Below are 16,392 nucleotides of genomic sequence, written 5' to 3'. Positions count from 1 at the left end.
GCCTGACGCGTCCGTATATCGGTCCCGCGTCCGTCGAGTTGCCGCTGTGTTAAAGAGGTTCGCGCGGGTTTGGGGCGCTATGCCAGGGCGCGCCTGAGGAAGTCGACCTGGAGCAGCAGCAGGTTCTCCGCGACCGACTCCTGCGGGGTCATGTGGGTGACGCCGGACAGCGGCAGCACCTCGTGCGGCCGGCCGGCCGCCAGCAGGGCCGAGGAGAGCCGCAGGGAGTGGGCGACCACCACGTTGTCGTCCGCCAGCCCGTGGATGATCATCATCGGGCGGTGCGGCTCGGCGGCGTCGACCAGGCCCGCGTCGTCGATCAGCGAGTTGCGCCGGTAGACCTCGGGCCGCTCCGCCGGGTCCCCGAGGTAGCGCTCCTGGTAGTGGGTGTCGTACAGGCGCAGGTCGGTGACCGGGGCGCCGACCACCGCCGCGTGGAAGACGTCCGGGCGGCGCAGGGCCGCGAGCGCCGCGAGGTAGCCGCCGAAGGACCAGCCGCGGATCGCGACCCGGCCGAGGTCGAGGGGGAAGTCGGCGGCGAGCGCGTGCAGCGTGTCCACCTGGTCCTGGAGGACGACCGCCGCGAGGTCGTCCTTGACGGCCTTCTCCCAGGCGGGGGAGTGCCCCGGGGTGCCGCGCCCGTCGGCGACGACCACCGCGAACCCCTGGTCCGCGAACCACTGGGAGGTGAGGTGGGCGTTGTGCGCGGCGACCACTCGCTGGCCGTGCGGGCCACCGTAGGGGTCGAGCAGCACCGGGAGGGGGGTGTCGCCGTGGTAGTCCGTTGGCATAAGCACGGCGCACGGGACACGGCGTGCGCCCCCTCGGGTGAGCGTCACACGCGGGGACAGACCGGGATCTTCGGCGTACGACGTGACAGTCGCCACCGCTTTCCGGTCACCGCCGCGATCGGCGTCCCGCAGGACCTGGGCCCGGCTGCCCGGCCGGCCGGGCGTCGCGGAGACCAGGACGGTCACGCCCCCGGCGCGCACGGCCGTATGCACGCCGGGTTCCCGGGAGACGCGTTCCACCCCCAGTTCGTTGACGCGGTACACATGGATCTCGCCCGTCTCCGCCTCGGCCGCCTCGGCGCCCGCCGACGCCGTGACCAGGACGTCCTGGCCGGAGACGTCCAGCACCGCCCGCACGTGCAACTGCGCGCCGGTCAGCGGGCGTTCCCCGAAGGCCAGCACCCGGGCGCCGCCCTCGTCCGCGATGCGGACCAGGTGCCCGGAGGGGCTCCAGCAGGGCACTCCGGGGAAAAGTTCCAGCCAATCTTGATCTTCGTCGGCGTGCACCATCCGGGTCCGCCCGGACTCCGGGTCCACGGCCAGGCAGACCTGACCGCGCTGATCGCGCGTCTGTACGAGCAGTAGCGGGGCACCCGCCGCTGACCAGTGCACTCGTGCCAGGTACGGGTAGCGCCCCCGGTCCCAGCCGACCTCCGTACGGCTGCCGTCCAGGCCGATCACGAACAGCCGCACCTCGGCGTTGGGGGTGCCGGCCGCCGGGTACGCGACGTGGTGTGGGTCACGCTCCGGGTGCGCGGGGTCGGCGATCCACCACCGCTGTACCGGCGTGTCGTCCACCCGCGCCACCAGCAGCCGGTCCGACTCCGGGGCCCACCAGAATCCCCTGGTCCGCCCCATCTCCTCGGCGGCGATGAACTCCGCCAGCCCGTACGTGACCCCCGCCGCCTCGGGCTCGGCCAGCGCGCGGTCGCCGTCGCCCCCGGCCCCCGTGACCCGCAGCGCGCCCCGCGCCACGTACGCCACATGCCGCCCGTCGGGAGCGGGCCGCGGGTCGATCACCGGCCCGGCGACGGGCAGTTCACGCACCGCACCGGTCCGCGTTTCGGCCGTGAAAAGCCGCCCTGACAAGGCGAAAGAGGCCAGTTCGACGGCCGCGTCGGTGGCGTAGCCGACGATGCCGGCGCCGCCCTCGCGGCTGCGTTCGCGGCGGGCCCGTTCCTCGGGCGGCAGGTCCTCCTCCGCACCGCCCAGCAGGGCGCGCGGGTCGGCCGCGAGGCGCTCCGCACCGTCCGCCGGGTCGAGCACCCACAGGGCGTTCGCGCGGTCCGTGCCGGACGCGGAACGGAGGAACACGACACGGGAGCCGTCGGGCGCCACGGTGAAGGAACGCGGCGCGCCGAGGGTGAACCGCTGGGTGCGGGCGTGCCGTCTGGGGAAGGAGTCAGCCTCGGTCGTCATCCCCCGACCATATTGGCCATGCGCCCCCTTGTGCGGCTGTGCGCCGATCGATGCGCGCGTACTCATAGTTATGATCACTAGCGCATAGTGGGTATCAACCTGCTGCCCGCTGTGTGGATTTATCTGCCCCCATGGTTCCGACGTCCCGACCGCGTTCGACCCCCCATGTCCCTGGGTTCCTTTGGAGGTGAGCCGCCGTGGCACTCTCGATTTCGGCGGTGGTGCTGCTGGCGATCATCGTCTTCCTGCTGATCAGGAAGTCCGGACTGAAGGCGGGGCATGCAGTCGTCTGCATGCTCTTGGGTTTCTACCTCGCCTCCTCCACGATCGCTCCCACGATCAGCGAACTGACGTCGAACATCGCCGGCATGATCGGCAGCATCAGCTTCTGACCCGGACCCCCACCGCAACCGACCGGCACGCCCTCCGCGTCCCCGTATCCGTCCTCGCAAGGATATTCGGATACGGAGGAGCCGAGGCATGCCGAACGCCCTGATGGCCACCGTGCTGTGCGGCCTGGCGGGGGCCGCGCTCCTGTGGGCCGGTCTCCACGAGGCGGCACGGGCGCGGCGGCTGCGTCGGCACGGCGTCCGCACGACGGGCGTCGTGACCGGCGGCGGCCCCGCGCGGGCGCCGATCATAGCCTTCGCCGACGGCGAGGGGTACCGCGTGGAGTTCACGCCGGGCCCGCACGGCCCCGGCACGGCGCTCGCGGCCGGCCGCCGGGTGGCCGTCGTCTACCTGCCCCGCGACCCCGGGTCGGCCCGCGTCCTCACCCGCCGCCACATGACCGCCCCGGCCGCCTTCGTCCTGGCCTGCGCCCTGACCTTCCTGACCTGCGCCGCCCTGGTCGCCGCGGTCTCCTGAACCCCGCGCGGGCGCCGGGCCGGGACGGCGGACCGCGCCGGGTGCGGGCCTGTGGAAAACCCCTCGTAGGCTGGGGGCCATGACCGAACAGCCCTCGCGGCGTCTGCTGCTGGTGCACGCGCACCCGGACGACGAGTCGATCAACAACGGCGCGACCATGGCCCGGTACGCGGCCGAAGGCGCCCAGGTGACGCTGGTGACCTGCACGCTCGGGGAGCGGGGCGAGGTCATCCCGCCCGAGCTGGCGCACCTGAATGGCCCCGCCCTCGGCCGGCACCGGATGGGCGAGCTGACCACCGCGATGGGCGAGCTGGGCGTGCGTGACGTCCGGCTGCTCGGCGGCCCCGGCCGGTTCGCCGACTCCGGGATGATGGGGCTCCCCGACAACGAGGACCCCGGCTGCTTCTGGCAGGCCGACGTCGACGAGGCCGCCGCGCTGCTGGCCGAGGTGATCCGCGAGACCCGCCCCCAGGTCCTCGTCACCTACGACCCGGACGGCGGCTACGGCCACCCCGACCACATCCAGGCCCACCGCGTCGCCACGCGCGCCGCCGAACTGGCCGCCGCGGCCGGGCACGGCCCCGCCCGCGTCTACTGGAACCGCGTCCCGCGCACCACCGCCGAGGCCGCCTTCGCCCGGCTCGGCGAGGAACTGCGCGGCCTCCCCTTCGACCGGGCCGCCACCGCGGACGACGTACCCGGCGTGGTCGAGGACGAGCGGATCGACGTGGAGATCGCGGCCGGCGACACCCCCTACGCCGCCGCCAAGGCCGCCGCCATGCGGGCGCACGCCACCCAGATCGAGGTCGCCGGGTCCTGCTTCGCGCTCTCCAACGCGCTGGCCCAGCCCCTCTTCACCACCGAGTACTACGAACTCGCCGCCGGACAGCCCCTGCCGGAGGCCCGCGCCACCGACCTGTTCGCGGGCCTCGCGGCGGACGCCGGGGCGGCGTCGTGAGCGGCCGGACCGGACCGGCCGGGCAGCCCCCGCTGCTCGCCCGGCCGCTGCGCCCGCCGTCCGCCGGGCGGGCCGTCCTCCACCTGCTCCTGCTCGTGCTCGGCGCCCTGACCGGGGTGGCCGGCGCGCTGGTGCAGCCCGCCTGGTTCCCGGGCGGGCTGCTGCTCGCCCTCGCCGCCGAGGCCGGGCTCGTGGTGGGCGCGGCCCGTGCCGCGGGGCACCGGGGCGCGGCCGTCGCGGCGGCCGTCGGCTGGGCGGCCGCCGTCATCTTCCTCACGGCCAGCAGGCCGGAGGGCGACTTCCTCTTCGCCGCGGGAAGCGGTTCGTACCTCTTCCTGCTCGGGGGCATCGCGGTGGCTGTGATCTGTGCCACCCTCGCCCCCGTTCGGCAACCGGACGGCGACCCCGTCCGACTTGGCAAGTGACGTACTACTTCGCCGCCGCGCGCGGGTGCGGGCCCCGCGAGGGTTTCCCCGGCGGTCACGGGATACGCGTGACCAGCGGCCAGTATGGTGGTGCGCGCCGCCGAGCCGCCCGCTTCGTAGGTGTGACGGGCGGCGGAGCCAACCGGGAGAACCTGCCTTGAGTCGTGAAACTGACACTCCGTCCTCCGGACCCCACGGGCGCGGCGGAGCCGCGTACCCGTCGGGCACGCCGCCCTACGGGACGCCGACGGGTCCCGACACGGGTGCGGGCGCGGGACGTCCGGCCGCCCGGCCGGACGAGCGCAAGACCGAGACGACGCTGACCACCCGGATCCGGATCAACATCCCCGGATCACGGCCCATCCCGCCCGTGGTGGTGCGCAAGCCGGTCGGCGAGGCCGAGGACGGCACCCCCGAGCCGGAGGCCGAGGCCGCGGCGCCCGAGGACGCGCGGGCGTCCGCGCGGACCGCCGGTGCCCCCGCCGAGCCGGCCCGGCCCGCCGCCGAGAAACCGACCAGCGACTGGTTCGCGCCCCGCAAGTCCCCGGCGCCCAAGGGCGGCCCGGCGGGCGCTCCCGCCAAGGGCGCCGCCCCCGCGGCCGGTCCGGCGGGCGGCCCCGCCCCGGCCCCGCCCCCGAGCGGCACCGGCCGGCCCGGCGGGATCGTCGGCGCCATGAACGCGTCCGGTGGCTCCCGGCCGCGCTCCCCGGGCGGCACGGGACCGACCGGGGCGACCGGCGGACCCGTCGCGCCCGGACACGGCGGCGGCACCGGTTCCTTCGACGTCACCGAGGCGCTGGCCGCCGGTCCCCTGGGCGACGGCCCCCGTCCCGGCACCGGCCCCGGCTCCCACACCGGCCAGGAACCGCGCCGCGACGACCTGCCCTACTTCACCGAGCCCGGCACGGGCACGGGCCCCGGCCCCGGTGCCGGTCCCGGCCCCGGGGAGGCGCGCGGACACGAGGACTTCACCGCTCCCGGCGGCCCGGCCGGCCCGGCCGGCCCGACCGGCGGCCCGGTCACCGGCGACGGCCCCCTGACCCCGCCTCCCTCGCCGGCCTCGGCGGACACCGGCACGCTGCCCGGCGTCCCCGGCGGCGGACTCAGCGACGACACCGCGATCCTCACCCCGCAGGCACAGGCGCAGGCCCCGGAGCCCCCGGCCGGCGGCCCCTTCGGCCACCCGGACAACGTCTCGGGCAACACCGTCACCAGCGGCATCCCCGTCGTCCCCGGCGACCGGAGCGTTCCGTTCCAGAACGGCGCGCCCGTCGGCGGCCCGACGCCGCAGGCCCGCCCCGAGCCCGTCACCCCGGCCCCGGCGCCCGCCCCGGCCCCCGCCGCCCCGGCCAAGCCGGCCAAGCCGGCCAAGAAGAAGGGCCGGAACAAGCTCGTCCTGCTCTGCGGTGCCGTGATCTTCGTGGGCGGTGTCGCCTACGGCGCCGGTCTGCTGATGAACCACTCCGACGTGCCCAAGGGCACCACCGTGCTCGGCGTCGACATCGGCGGCGGCACCCGGGACGACGCCGTCGAGAAGCTCGACGCCGCCTTCGACGACCGGGTGAACAAGGAGCTGAAGCTCACCGTCGACGGCGACACGGTCGCCCTCAAGCCGGACCAGGCGGGCCTCCAGTTCGACGTCCAGGCCACGGTCGACGTCGCCGCGCACAGCGACTACAACCCGGTCACCGTCATCGCCTCCCTCTTCGGCAACCACCGGGTCGTCGACCCCGTGATGCCGGTCGACGAGGAGAAGCTCCAGGCCGCCCTGGAACGCGCGGCCGGCGGCTCGGGCTCCATGGCCGAGGGCGGGATCGAGTTCAAGTCCGGCGCGGCCGTCCCGGTCTACCCCAAGGCGGGCAAGGGCATCGACGCGGACCGGTCGGCCGACGCGGTCGCCGAGGCGTACCGTACCCAGGTGGGGACCGGCACCTCCGCGGCGGTGAAGGTGCCCACCACCGCCCGGCAGCCCCAGGTCACCAAGGCCGAGGTCGACCGGGAGATGAAGGAGTTCGCCGAGCCGGCGATGTCGGCCAACGTGGTCGTGCGGACCGACGCGGCGCACACCATCGAGATGAGCCCGCAGAAGTCCCTGTGGAAATTCCTCCGGGTCACCGCGGTCGACGGCAAGCTGGTCGACAAGCCCGACCTGGACGCCCTCCAGGAGCTGTACGGCCAGACCTTCGACGGCGTGCTCATCACCCGCGCCAGCGGCGAGAAGACGGCCGTCACCCCGCAGGACGTCTACGGCGCCCTCCGCCAGGCCCTGCTGAGCACCACCGACCGCGTGGCGGTCATCGACACCGACCCGAGCTGACGCCGGCCGGCGAGGGGGGCGTCCGCGGACGCCCCCCTCGGCCAGGTCAGTTCAGCAGCGCCCGGGCCGCCGACGCCTCCGCCCGCACCCGCTCGGCCGCCGCCGCGTCCACAGCCCCCACGACCTCCGCGTACGCCTCCAGCTCCGCCGCCCCGGCCGCGAACTCCCCGCGCCGCACCAGCAGCCGTGCCCGCTCGTACCGCAGCCGCGCCGGGTGCGAGGGCAGCAGCAGCGACAGCTCGACGGCCCACAGCGCCACGTCCGACCGTTCCGGCCGGGCCTCGGCCCACGCCCGTACGTTGTTCAGGACGCGCAGCACCACGTCCAGCGGATCGGCCGGCGACAGCATCGACGGCGCGAACGCCTCCCCGGTGGCCCCCGTCACCAGCAGCTCCGCGTCCGCCCCCGTCAGCAGCCGCCCCCCGGCGAAGGGATCGGCCAGCACCCGCTCCCCGTACGGCCCGGACTCCGGTCCGAACCCCACGACGAAGTGGCCGGGCAGCGCGACCCCGTACACCGGCGCGCCCGCCCGCCGCGCCACCTCGATCCACACCACCGACAGCAGGATCGGCAGCCCGCGTCGCCGGACCAGCACCTGGTGCAGCAGCGACGACTCCAGACGCCGGTAGTCCGCGGCCGAGCCCTCGAACCCGTACCGCCCGCCGAGCAGGTCGCGCAGCGCGACGGCCCAGGCGGCGGGCCCGCCGGGCCGGAACGGGAGCTGTCCCGCCAGCCGGTCCAGCTCCAGCTGCGCGGCGTCGATCCCGTCCTCGTCCAGGGCGTCGTCCGCCACCGCGCCCAGCAGCAGGCAGAGCGCGGCCAGGTCGGGCCGCCCGGACCGCGCCTCCTCGGCGAACCGGCGGCGCAGCCCGGCGCTCCGGCCGGGCGACGGGGGCCGGGGCGAGAACGGGGAACGGCCGCCGCTCACCGGTGCCCGCCGGTCTCCTCCGGCGCCCGGTAGTGGTGATAGGCGTGGTGCGCGGCGAACCCGCTCCTGGCGTACATCGCCCGCGCCCCCGCGTTGTCCGTCTCGACCTGGAGCCAGGCCGCCGACGCGCCCTCCTCCAGCGCCCGCCGGGCCAGCGCCGCCATCACCGTCGTAGCGAGCCCCCGCCGCCGCCGCGCGGGGTCCACCTCCACGGCCGCGAACCCGGCCCAGCGCCCGTCCACCACGCACCGCCCGATCGCCGCCGGCCCGTCCCCGTCCGGGCCCGGCACCGACGCGAACCACACCGACGCCCCGGCGCCCAGCACCTTCAGCGCCACCTCGCTCACGCCCTTGCGCTGATACCGCGCGAGCCACCCCTCGTCCGCCGTCCGGGACAGGACCACCCCCGCGCCCCCGGGCCGGTCGGCGACGGGCGCCAGGTTCCCGGTCCACAGCTCGGCGCTCACCTCCCGCGTCCAGCCCCGCCGCTCCAGCTCCGCGCAGAGTCCCTCCTGGGTGCCCTCGCCACCGGTGGCGGTCTGGACGTACGCGGGCAGCCCGCGCGCGTCGTACCAGTGCCGTACGGCGGTCAGCGCCTCGTCGAGCGGCAGCCCCGGATCGCCCAGCGGCAGCACGGAGTTGGCCCGCCGGGTGAACCCGGAGGCGGCCCGCAGCTCCCAGTCACCGAGCCGCTCGCTCTCCACCGGGCGCCAGCCGCGCGCGGCGATCCGCGCCAGCTCCCCGTAGGACGCGGCCGGCCCGCGCCTGCGCGCCGGGGCGGAGGGCACCACTTTGCCCGCGACCAGCGAGGATTCACCGATCCGGACGGTTTCGCCGCCCTTGCGTGTGATCAGCAGCACACCGTCGTCCCAGGATGTGAGAACGCCCACCGTGTCGGCGAACTTCCCGCCCGGCGCGTCGCTCCCCGTCGACCGCCGTACCGAGACCCGTTTGCCCACGTCAGCGGCGGTGATACGGACCTTGAGACGCCCGGCGCCAGAGATTTCCACGGGTCGGTTCACCCCTCCTGTTCGGATCATGCCCAAGAACGGAGATACTAGAGGCGGGCATCGACGACGCCGCGCTCCCGCGCGCCAGGCGGCGGAGCCTGAGGAGGCCCGCCAGCGCCCGTATCGAGGAGGAACGACAGCGTGACCTACGTCATCGCGCAGCCTTGTGTCGACGTCAAGGACAAGGCGTGTATCGAGGAGTGCCCGGTCGACTGCATCTACGAGGGCCAGCGGTCCTTGTACATCCACCCGGACGAATGCGTCGACTGCGGTGCCTGTGAGCCGGTCTGCCCGGTCGAGGCGATCTTCTACGAGGACGACACTCCCGAGGAGTGGAAGGACTACTACAAGGCGAACGTCGAGTTCTTCGACGAGCTGGGCTCGCCCGGCGGCGCCAGCAAGCTGGGCCTGATCGAGCGCGACCACCCCTTCGTCGCCGCGCTGCCGCCGCAGAACCAGTAGCGGTCCGCACAACGCGCCGCCTCGGTCCCGCTCGGGACCGGGGCGTTCGCCGTGAGACGGCCGCAGCGCACCAGAAAGTGAGCCAGAACCCCGTGTCCGCAGTCACCGACCGACTCCCCACCTTCCCCTGGGACAAGCTGGCGCCCTACAAGGCGACGGCCGCGGCCCACCCGGACGGCATCGTCGACCTCTCCGTCGGCACGCCGGTCGACCCGGTGCCCGAGCTGATCCAGAAGGCCCTGGTCGACGCGGCCGACTCCCCGGGGTATCCGACCGTCTGGGGCACGCCGGCGCTGCGCGACGCGATCACCGGCTGGGCCGAGCGGCGCCTGGGGGCCCGGGGTGTCACCCACCGCCACGTCCTGCCCGTCGTCGGCTCCAAGGAACTCGTCGCCTGGCTCCCGACCCAGCTGGGCCTCGGCCCCGGCGACCGGGTGGCCTTCCCGCGCCTGGCCTACCCGACGTACGAGGTCGGCGCCCGCCTGGCCCGCGCCGACTTCCTCGCCTACGACGACCCGACCGAGCTGGACCCGGCGGACCTGAGGCTCCTCTGGCTCAACTCCCCGTCCAACCCCACCGGCAAGGTCCTGTCCCGGGCCGAGCTGACCCGGATCGTCGCCTGGGCCCGCGAGCACGGCGTCCTCGTCGCCTCCGACGAGTGCTACCTGGAACTGGGCTGGGAGGCCGACCCGGTCTCGGTCCTGCACCCGGACGTCAACGGCGGTTCCTACGACGGTCTGGTCGCCGTCCACTCCCTGTCCAAGCGGTCCAACCTGGCCGGCTACCGGGCGGCCTTCCTGGCCGGCGACCCGGCCGTGCTCGGCCCGCTGCTGGAGATCCGCAAGCACGGCGGCATGATGACCTCCGCGCCGACCCAGGCGGCCGTGGTGGCGGCCCTCGGCGACGACGAGCACGTCCGCGTCCAGCGCGAGCGCTACACGGCCCGCCGCACCGCCCTGCGCGAGGCGCTGCTCGGCCACGGCTTCCACATCGAGCACAGCGAGGCCGGCCTGTATCTGTGGGCCACCCGCGACGAGTCCTGCTGGGACACCGTGGCCCACCTGGCGGAGCTGGGCATCCTGGTCGCCCCCGGCGACTTCTACGGCCCCGCCGGCGCCCGCTTCGTCCGCGTCGCCCTGACCGCCACGGACGACCGGGTGACGGCAGCCGCCCACCGTCTCACCTGACCCACCCAGCCGTGGGCAGCCGTGCGGCGGGGGCACCTCCCAGGCCGTTCACGCACTGGGGGAGGGTGGGCACGGCGACCCACGCCGGGCACCGTTCGAGACGTGGTGCCGCGCCCCCGTAGCCGCGGACACACACGGAAACGGGGCCCGGGGGCATCCCCCCGGGCCCCGCACCGGCTCCGCGGCGTCAGCCGCCCAGCGGCAGCCCCTGCACCGGCAGCGTCCCCGTCGCCGGCAGCCCCTTGCCGACCGAGTCCGCCGCGGGCAGCGTCCGCGCCGTCTCACCGACCAGGTCCCCGGCGGAGCCCGCCGCGTCCCCGGCGGCCTTCTGCGCGGCCGGCGTGGCCTTCTTGACGACCGCGCCGCCGGTCTTGCCCGCGGCCGGCACCGCCTTCTTCACGGCCTTGCTGCCGGCCTCACCCGCGGTCTCGGTGACGTTCTGGGCGGCGGAGTCCACGGCGGTGCCGACGTTCGCCCCGTCCAGGGCGGTCAGCCCGCTGAGGTTCGGGGTGGCCGGCAGCTCCGCGGCCGCGCTGGCGGAGCCGGCCGCACCGACCCCGGCGGCCGCTCCCGCAGCGACGAGCAGCGCGGCACGGGCGATCCGGCGGGTCAGGGGGAGGGACATGATGCTCCTTCGACGGAAGTCAACGGTGAGTCAACGGTGATGCGGTCCTGGCGGACGCAGTGACTACCGCTCGAAGGCGGGGAAGGTTGCGGCGGCCCGACGTAAAGAGTTGGCAATGCGTCGCATTATCGGGTGCGCAGAAAAACGGGCAAAAGGCTCCGGTCGGAAAGTCTGCCGAATCCTTACGGCCCCGTGTTCCCAAGGATTCCGGCGCCCCGGCGGATCACCGGGCGGAAAGCCGCCCGCCGCGCCGCCGGGAGACCGTACGGGTCAGCCGTCCGGATGACGGCTCGCACTACCGCGCGGTGACGATCCGGACCGCTCCGCCGCCCCGCTCGGTACCCCGCGCACCGGACGCCCCCAGCGGCCGCCACCGGCCCCCGACGGTTCCGGCGGTCCACTCGCGGCCCGCGTACACCACCCGTTCGAGGTGCAGCGCGGAGGCGTTGGCGACCGCCCAGTGCGCGAGCTGCCACCCGCGCCGCCGGTCCCGGTCCGGCGCACCGGGGGACACGGGCAGCGTCACCGCCCGCCCGTCCGGACCGCTCACCACGACCGGCACCGCCGGGCCCGACCGCGCGGCCCCGGCGGACCGCGCGGACAGCGCCACCGGGGCGGTGCCCGCCCCCGACCCCGCCCCGCCCGGCCGGAGCACCCCGCGCCCGAAGTCCCGCACCAGCGCCGCCCGCACCCCGTCCGGGCCGTCGGCCGGGGTGGCGGACGGGCGTCCCGCGCAGGTCAGGGTGGCCGCGCTCCGGCCGGTCAGCGCCGCCGCGAGCAGCGCGGCCTGCCGCTCGTGCCGGGCGTACGCCTCGGGGAAGCCGCTGCGCTGCACCCGCTGGGCGGCGACGGTCAGCGGCAGCCGCGTGTACCCGGGCACCTCGACCAGGTGGTCGTAGAACGTCCCGGCCGCGTAGGTCGGGTCCATGATCTGCCGAGGGGTGCCCCAGCCCTGGGAGGGCCGCTGCTGGAACAGGCCGAGCGAGTCCCGGTCGCCGTGGCCGATGTTGTGCAGCGCCGATTCCTGGAGCGCGGTGGCCAGGGCGATCGTCACGGCCCGTTCGGGCAGGCCGCGCGCGGTGCCGACGGCGGTGACGGTCGCCGCGTTCACCGCCTGCTCCGGGGCGAAGTCGTACTCCTCGCCGTCACCGTCCGCCGAGACGACGGCGCAGTCCGACCCGCCGGTGCCCGCGGTGAGGTACTGCATCAGGAGATAACCGGCGAGCGCGGTCAGCACCGTCAGGGCCGCCCCGAAACGGAGCAGACGGCCTCGGTACTTGCTGGTGGGGGGCGGTTCTAGCACGCGGTACAAGGTACTTGAGGGCACATTCGATGTCCGGTCAGGCACGAGCGGTGCCCGAAAGGACCGGGGCGTTAGGGTCGGGCCATGGCCGACACCCCGCTTGACCTCACGCTGGACGCCGCCGAGCTGACCGCCCGGCTCGTCGACTTCCCCTCCGAGAGCGGCTCCGAGAAGCCCCTCGCCGACGCGATCGAGCACGCGCTGCGCGCCCTGCCGCACCTCACGGTCGACCGGCACGGCAACAACGTGGTGGCCCGCACCCGCCTCGGCCGCGCGCAGCGGGTGATCCTCGCCGGGCACATCGACACCGTGCCGATCGCGGACAACGTCCCCTCCCGGCTCGACGAGGACGGCGTGCTGTGGGGCTGCGGCACCTGCGACATGAAGGCGGGCGTCGCCGTACAGCTGCGCATCGCCGCCACCGTCCCGGCCCCCAACCGCGACCTGACCTTCGTCTTCTACGACAACGAGGAGGTCGCCGCCGACCGGAACGGGCTGGGGCACGTGGCCGCGGCCCACCCGGAGTGGCTGGAGGGGGACTTCGCGGTGCTGCTCGAACCCTCCGACGGCCAGGTCGAGGGCGGCTGCCAGGGCACCCTGCGGGTACTGCTGAGGACCGCCGGGGAGCGCGCGCACTCCGCGCGGAGCTGGATGGGCTCCAACGCCATCCACGCGGCCGCCCCGATCCTCGCCCGGCTCGCCGCCTACGAGCCCCGGTACCCGACGATCGACGGCCTGGAGTACCGCGAGGGCCTCAACGCGGTCGGGATCTCCGGCGGAGTGGCCGGCAACGTCATCCCCGACGCGTGCGTGGTCACCGTCAACTTCCGCTACGCCCCGGACCGTACGCCCGAGGAGGCCCTCGCCCACGTCCGGGAGGTCTTCGCCGGCTGCGGGGTGGCGGAGTTCGTCGTCGACGACCACAGCGGCGCCGCCCTGCCCGGCCTGTCCCACCCGGCCGCCGCGGCCTTCATCGAGGCGGTCGGCGGCACCCCGCAGCCCAAGTACGGCTGGACGGACGTCTCCCGCTTCGCCGCGCTCGGCGTCCCCGCGGTCAACTACGGCCCCGGCGATCCGCACCTGGCCCACAAGCGCGACGAACGCGTCGAGGTCGCCAAGATCCTCGCCGGCGAGGAGCGCCTGCGGTCCTGGCTGACCGCCTGAGAGCGGCGTGGTTTGAGCCGCTGCGCGGCGGACATGCTGAGGTACCCCGCACGTAACCCGTGCCGCTCTACGCTGCCGAGGAACGACCTGCACCTTCGTACGACCCGGACGACCGCACGACGCAAGGGAGCCCCTATGCCCACCGGCAACCCCGCAGGAAAGAAGCAGCCGCCGGACGAGCAGCGCACGGGGCCGGTCCTGCGCAGGCGGGACCAGGTCAAGGCGAGCACCACGGACCAGCGGCTGCTGGACGAGCGCGCCCCCACCGACTGGGTGCACACCGACCCCTGGCGGGTGCTGCGCATCCAGTCCGAGTTCATCGAGGGCTTCGGCACGCTCGCCGAACTCCCGCCCGCCATCAGCGTCTTCGGCTCCGCCCGCACCCCCGCCGACTCGCCCGAGTACGAGGCCGGGGTCCGGCTGGGCCGGGGCCTGGTGGAGGCCGGGTTCGCCGTCATCACCGGCGGCGGTCCGGGCGCCATGGAGGCGGCCAACAAGGGCGCCCTGGAGGCGAACGGCACCTCGGTCGGCCTGGGCATCGAGCTGCCCTTCGAACAGGGCCTCAACCCGTACGTCGACATCGGCCTCAACTTCCGGTACTTCTTCGTCCGGAAGATGATGTTCGTCAAGTACGCGCAGGGCTTCGTGGTCCTGCCCGGCGGTCTCGGCACCCTGGACGAACTCTTCGAGGCCCTCACCCTGGTCCAGACCCAGAAGGTGACCCGCTTCCCGATCGTCCTGTTCGGCACGGAGTACTGGGGCGGCCTGGTCGACTGGCTGAAGAACACCCTGGTCGCCCAGGGCAAGGCGGCCGAGAAGGACCTGCTCCTGTTCCACGTCACGGACGACGTGGACGAGGCGGTCGCGCTGGTCTCCAAGGAGGCCGGGCGGTAGGGCTCCTACGCCAGACCCCGGCGGGCCACCGCCGGCGGCCGGTGCCCCGCGATGGAGGCGACCATGTCCAGCACCTGGCGGGTCTCGGCGACCTCGTGCACCCGGTACACCCGGGCGCCGAGCCAGGCCGAGACCGCCGTCGTCGCCAGGGTGCCCAGCAGCCGTTCGTCGACCGGCTTGTCCAGGGTCTCGCCGACGAAGTCCTTGTTGGACAGGGAGACCAGCACCGGCCAGCCCGTCCCCGCCATCTCGCCCAGCCGCCGGGTCGCCTCCAGGCTGTGCCGGGTGTTCTTGCCGAAGTCGTGCCCGGGGTCGATCAGCACCGACTCCCGGGGCACGCCGAGCGCCACCGCCCGCTCGGCCAGGCCCACGGTCACCCGGAGGATGTCGGCCATCACGTCGTCGTACGCCACCCGGTGCGGGCGGGTGCGCGGCTCGGCGCCCCCGGCGTGCGTGCACACCAGGCCCACGCCGTGCCGCGCGGCCACCTCCGCGAGCTTCGGGTCGGCACCGCCCCACGCGTCGTTCAGCAGGTCCGCGCCGGCCTCGCAGACGGCCTCGCCGACCTCGTGCCGCCAGGTGTCCACGCTGATCACGACGTCCGGGAAGCGCCGCCGCACCTCGGCGACGAACCCGACCGTGCGGCGCGCCTCCTCCTCGGCGCTGACCTCGTCGCCCGGGCCGGCCTTGACCCCGCCGATGTCGACGATCGCGGCGCCCTCGGCGACCGCCCGCTCCACCCGCGCGAGCGCCGGGCCGTCGTCGAAGGTGGCGCCCCGGTCGTAGAAGGAGTCGGGGGTCCGGTTCACGATCGCCATGATCACCGGCTCGTGCGCCTCGAATACGCGCCTGCCCAGCCTGAGCATCCCCTGTGTCCTCATTTCCGAGTGCCTGTGTCCGTCCTGTGCGCGGAACCGGTCGCGGGCCGCCTGCGGCCCCGGCTGTCAGACTCGCATGGCACGATCGACCTGACACACCCGACTCCGGTCCGGGCTCTCCGTCCGCGGGCCGAGCCGGGCCGACTCCGTCCGATCATCGACCGTGGGGGCTTCAGCGGTGGTTATGTTCCTGTTCCTCGTCATCGCGCTCGCCGTGGTGGTCGCCGCGGTGACCCTCGCCGTGGTCGGCGGCGGTGAGAGCGGCCCGCTGCCGGAGGCCGCGCCCGAGCGGCCGGCCGACGCGCTGCCCGCCGAGCGCCCGGTGCACCGCGCCGACGTGGAGAACCTGCGCTTCCCGCTCACCGTCCGCGGCTACCGCATGGCCGACGTCGACGACGCCCTCGGCCGGCTCGGCGCCGAGCTGGCCGAGCGCGACGCCCGCATCGCCGACCTGGAGGCCGCCCTCGCGGGCGCCGGCGCCACGACGGCCCACCACGCCCCCGCCGAGCAGCGGACCGGGGGCATCCGGGGGGCCGGGGACATCCGCGAGACCGGAGAGACCGGGGAGGAGGCCAGGTGAGCGACCGGGCCACCGCCGTCGGCCCGGACGGCGCGCCGCGCTGCCCCTGGGCCCTGTCCACCGCCGACTACGTGGCGTACCACGACGAGGAGTGGGGCCGCCCGGTCCACGGCGACGACGCGCTGTTCGAGCGGCTCAGCCTGGAGGCGTTCCAGTCCGGGCTGTCCTGGATCACCATCCTGCGCCGCCGCCCCGGCTTCCGCGCCGCCTTCGCCGAGTTCAAGATCGACGCGGTGGCGGAGTTCACCGACGAGGACCGTGAGCGCCTCCTCGCCGACCCGGGCATCATCCGCAACCGCGCCAAGATCGACGCGACCCTCGCCAACGCGCGGGTGCTGGCCGGCTGGGCTCCGGGCGAGCTGGACGCTCTGATCTGGTCCCACGCCCCCGACCCGGCCGGCCGCCCGGTGCCCCGGACCCTGGCGGACGTCCCGGCGATCACCCCCGAGTCGACCGCCCTGTCCAGGGCGCTCAAGAAGCGCGGTCTGCGCTTCGTCGGCCCGACCACGGCCTACGCCCTGATGCAGGCCTGCGGCCTGGTCGACGACCACCTCGCCGACTGCGTGGCCCGGCGGGCCTGACGC

At 74.9% G+C, this 16,392-nt stretch carries 17 protein-coding genes; 11 read left to right on the top strand and 6 right to left on the bottom strand.

Features of this window, described 5'->3' with window-relative positions; genetic code table 11:
• Positions 1-77: 77 nt before the first annotated feature.
• Complete coding sequence (locus Sdagh_RS37170) at positions 78-2,210, bottom strand: prolyl oligopeptidase family serine peptidase (protein WP_190077501.1); 2,133 nt, start codon at positions 2,208-2,210, stop codon at positions 78-80.
• Between the two features lie 197 nt (positions 2,211-2,407).
• Between Sdagh_RS37170 and Sdagh_RS14305 the strand changes: the two genes are divergently transcribed.
• The 5 genes from Sdagh_RS14305 to Sdagh_RS14285 all read left to right on the top strand — a co-directional run bounded on the left by Sdagh_RS14305 (position 2,408) and on the right by Sdagh_RS14285 (position 6,777).
• Positions 2,408-2,602, top strand: a complete 195-nt coding sequence (locus tag Sdagh_RS14305) for a hypothetical protein (RefSeq protein ID WP_189415312.1) — start codon at positions 2,408-2,410, stop codon at positions 2,600-2,602.
• 88 nt (positions 2,603-2,690) lie between these two features.
• Positions 2,691-3,077, top strand: coding sequence for a DUF3592 domain-containing protein (locus Sdagh_RS14300; protein WP_190077500.1), 387 nt, complete (start codon positions 2,691-2,693; stop codon positions 3,075-3,077).
• A 79-nt stretch (positions 3,078-3,156) separates the two neighbouring features.
• Positions 3,157-4,035 (top strand): N-acetyl-1-D-myo-inositol-2-amino-2-deoxy-alpha-D-glucopyranoside deacetylase, encoded by an 879-nt coding sequence (gene mshB, locus Sdagh_RS14295; protein WP_190077499.1) that lies wholly within the window; start codon positions 3,157-3,159, stop codon positions 4,033-4,035.
• A complete protein-coding gene (locus Sdagh_RS14290) occupies positions 4,032-4,460 on the top strand; it encodes a DUF6113 family protein (protein WP_226535116.1) in 429 nt (142 codons plus the stop codon). Before mshB ends, Sdagh_RS14290 begins: the two co-directional genes overlap by 4 nt.
• Before the next feature lie 157 nt (positions 4,461-4,617).
• On the top strand, positions 4,618-6,777 hold the full coding sequence (locus Sdagh_RS14285; RefSeq protein ID WP_190077498.1) for a hypothetical protein: 2,160 nt from the start codon (positions 4,618-4,620) through the stop codon (positions 6,775-6,777).
• A 46-nt stretch (positions 6,778-6,823) separates the two neighbouring features.
• On the opposite strand, the gene Sdagh_RS14280 is transcribed toward Sdagh_RS14285, so the two are convergent.
• Together Sdagh_RS14280 and Sdagh_RS14275 are read right to left on the bottom strand one after the other, a co-directional pair.
• On the bottom strand, positions 6,824-7,705 hold the full coding sequence (locus tag Sdagh_RS14280) for a transglutaminase-like and tetratricopeptide repeat-containing protein (protein ID WP_189415304.1): 882 nt from the start codon (positions 7,703-7,705) through the stop codon (positions 6,824-6,826).
• A complete protein-coding gene (locus tag Sdagh_RS14275) occupies positions 7,702-8,715 on the bottom strand; it encodes a GNAT family N-acetyltransferase (RefSeq protein ID WP_189415302.1) in 1,014 nt (337 codons plus the stop codon). Before Sdagh_RS14275 ends, Sdagh_RS14280 begins: the two co-directional genes overlap by 4 nt.
• Positions 8,716-8,856: 141 nt before the next feature.
• Between Sdagh_RS14275 and fdxA the strand changes: the two genes are divergently transcribed.
• Positions 8,857-9,177: a ferredoxin gene (fdxA, locus tag Sdagh_RS14270; protein WP_003973842.1), complete on the top strand. Its 321-nt coding sequence runs from the start codon at positions 8,857-8,859 to the stop codon at positions 9,175-9,177.
• A gap of 92 nt (positions 9,178-9,269) precedes the next feature.
• A complete protein-coding gene (locus Sdagh_RS14265) occupies positions 9,270-10,364 on the top strand; it encodes a bifunctional succinyldiaminopimelate transaminase/glutamate-prephenate aminotransferase (protein WP_190077497.1) in 1,095 nt (364 codons plus the stop codon).
• A gap of 187 nt (positions 10,365-10,551) precedes the next feature.
• Here Sdagh_RS14265 and Sdagh_RS14260 read toward each other — a convergent pair whose 3' ends face one another.
• On the bottom strand, positions 10,552-10,989 hold the full coding sequence (locus tag Sdagh_RS14260) for an ATP-binding protein (protein ID WP_189415298.1): 438 nt from the start codon (positions 10,987-10,989) through the stop codon (positions 10,552-10,554).
• Positions 10,990-11,284: 295 nt separating this feature from the next.
• The gene (locus Sdagh_RS14255; protein WP_190077496.1) at positions 11,285-12,292 is read right to left on the bottom strand and encodes a VldE C-terminal domain-containing protein; all 1,008 of its coding nucleotides are present in this window, start codon (positions 12,290-12,292) and stop codon (positions 11,285-11,287) included.
• Between the two features lie 84 nt (positions 12,293-12,376).
• Here Sdagh_RS14255 and dapE point away from each other — a divergent pair, with 84 nt between their 5' ends.
• Together dapE and Sdagh_RS14245 are read left to right on the top strand one after the other, a co-directional pair.
• Positions 12,377-13,456, top strand: coding sequence for a succinyl-diaminopimelate desuccinylase (gene dapE, locus Sdagh_RS14250; protein ID WP_190008652.1), 1,080 nt, complete (start codon positions 12,377-12,379; stop codon positions 13,454-13,456).
• 135 nt (positions 13,457-13,591) lie between these two features.
• Entirely contained in the window at positions 13,592-14,350 is a 759-nt protein-coding gene (locus Sdagh_RS14245) for an LOG family protein (protein WP_189415293.1), read from the top strand.
• Between the two features lie 5 nt (positions 14,351-14,355).
• On the opposite strand, the gene folP is transcribed toward Sdagh_RS14245, so the two are convergent.
• Entirely contained in the window at positions 14,356-15,216 is an 861-nt protein-coding gene (folP, locus tag Sdagh_RS14240) for a dihydropteroate synthase (protein ID WP_189415291.1), read from the bottom strand.
• A gap of 190 nt (positions 15,217-15,406) precedes the next feature.
• On the opposite strand from folP, the gene Sdagh_RS14235 reads away from it, so the two are divergent.
• Both Sdagh_RS14235 and Sdagh_RS14230 read left to right on the top strand, forming a co-directional pair.
• Positions 15,407-15,808, top strand: coding sequence for a DivIVA domain-containing protein (locus Sdagh_RS14235; protein ID WP_226535114.1), 402 nt, complete (start codon positions 15,407-15,409; stop codon positions 15,806-15,808).
• Positions 15,805-16,389 (top strand): DNA-3-methyladenine glycosylase I, encoded by a 585-nt coding sequence (locus Sdagh_RS14230; RefSeq protein WP_190008656.1) that lies wholly within the window; start codon positions 15,805-15,807, stop codon positions 16,387-16,389. The genes Sdagh_RS14235 and Sdagh_RS14230 overlap by 4 nt, the downstream gene beginning before the upstream one ends.
• Positions 16,390-16,392 lie beyond the last annotated feature (3 nt).

Source organism: Streptomyces daghestanicus (genome assembly GCF_020521275.1).
Lineage (GTDB): Bacteria > Actinomycetota > Actinomycetes > Streptomycetales > Streptomycetaceae > Streptomyces > Streptomyces griseoviridis.
Note: the sequence above shows the minus strand (reverse complement) of the source record. Positions and strands in the feature narration are given on the sequence as shown.

Excerpts from the sequence above, each read along its gene's own strand:
- Sdagh_RS37170 (WP_190077501.1), bottom strand. The coding sequence starts at position 2,210 with ATGACGACCGAGGCTGACTCCTTCCCCAGACGGCACGCCCGCACCCAG.
- Sdagh_RS14300 (WP_190077500.1), top strand. The coding sequence starts at position 2,691 with ATGCCGAACGCCCTGATGGCCACCGTGCTGTGCGGCCTGGCGGGGGCC.
- mshB (WP_190077499.1), top strand. The coding sequence starts at position 3,157 with ATGACCGAACAGCCCTCGCGGCGTCTGCTGCTGGTGCACGCGCACCCG.
- Sdagh_RS14260 (WP_189415298.1), bottom strand. The coding sequence starts at position 10,989 with ATGTCCCTCCCCCTGACCCGCCGGATCGCCCGTGCCGCGCTGCTCGTC.
- dapE (WP_190008652.1), top strand. The coding sequence starts at position 12,377 with ATGGCCGACACCCCGCTTGACCTCACGCTGGACGCCGCCGAGCTGACC.
- Sdagh_RS14245 (WP_189415293.1), top strand. The coding sequence starts at position 13,592 with ATGCCCACCGGCAACCCCGCAGGAAAGAAGCAGCCGCCGGACGAGCAG.
- folP (WP_189415291.1), bottom strand. The coding sequence starts at position 15,216 with ATGCTCAGGCTGGGCAGGCGCGTATTCGAGGCGCACGAGCCGGTGATC.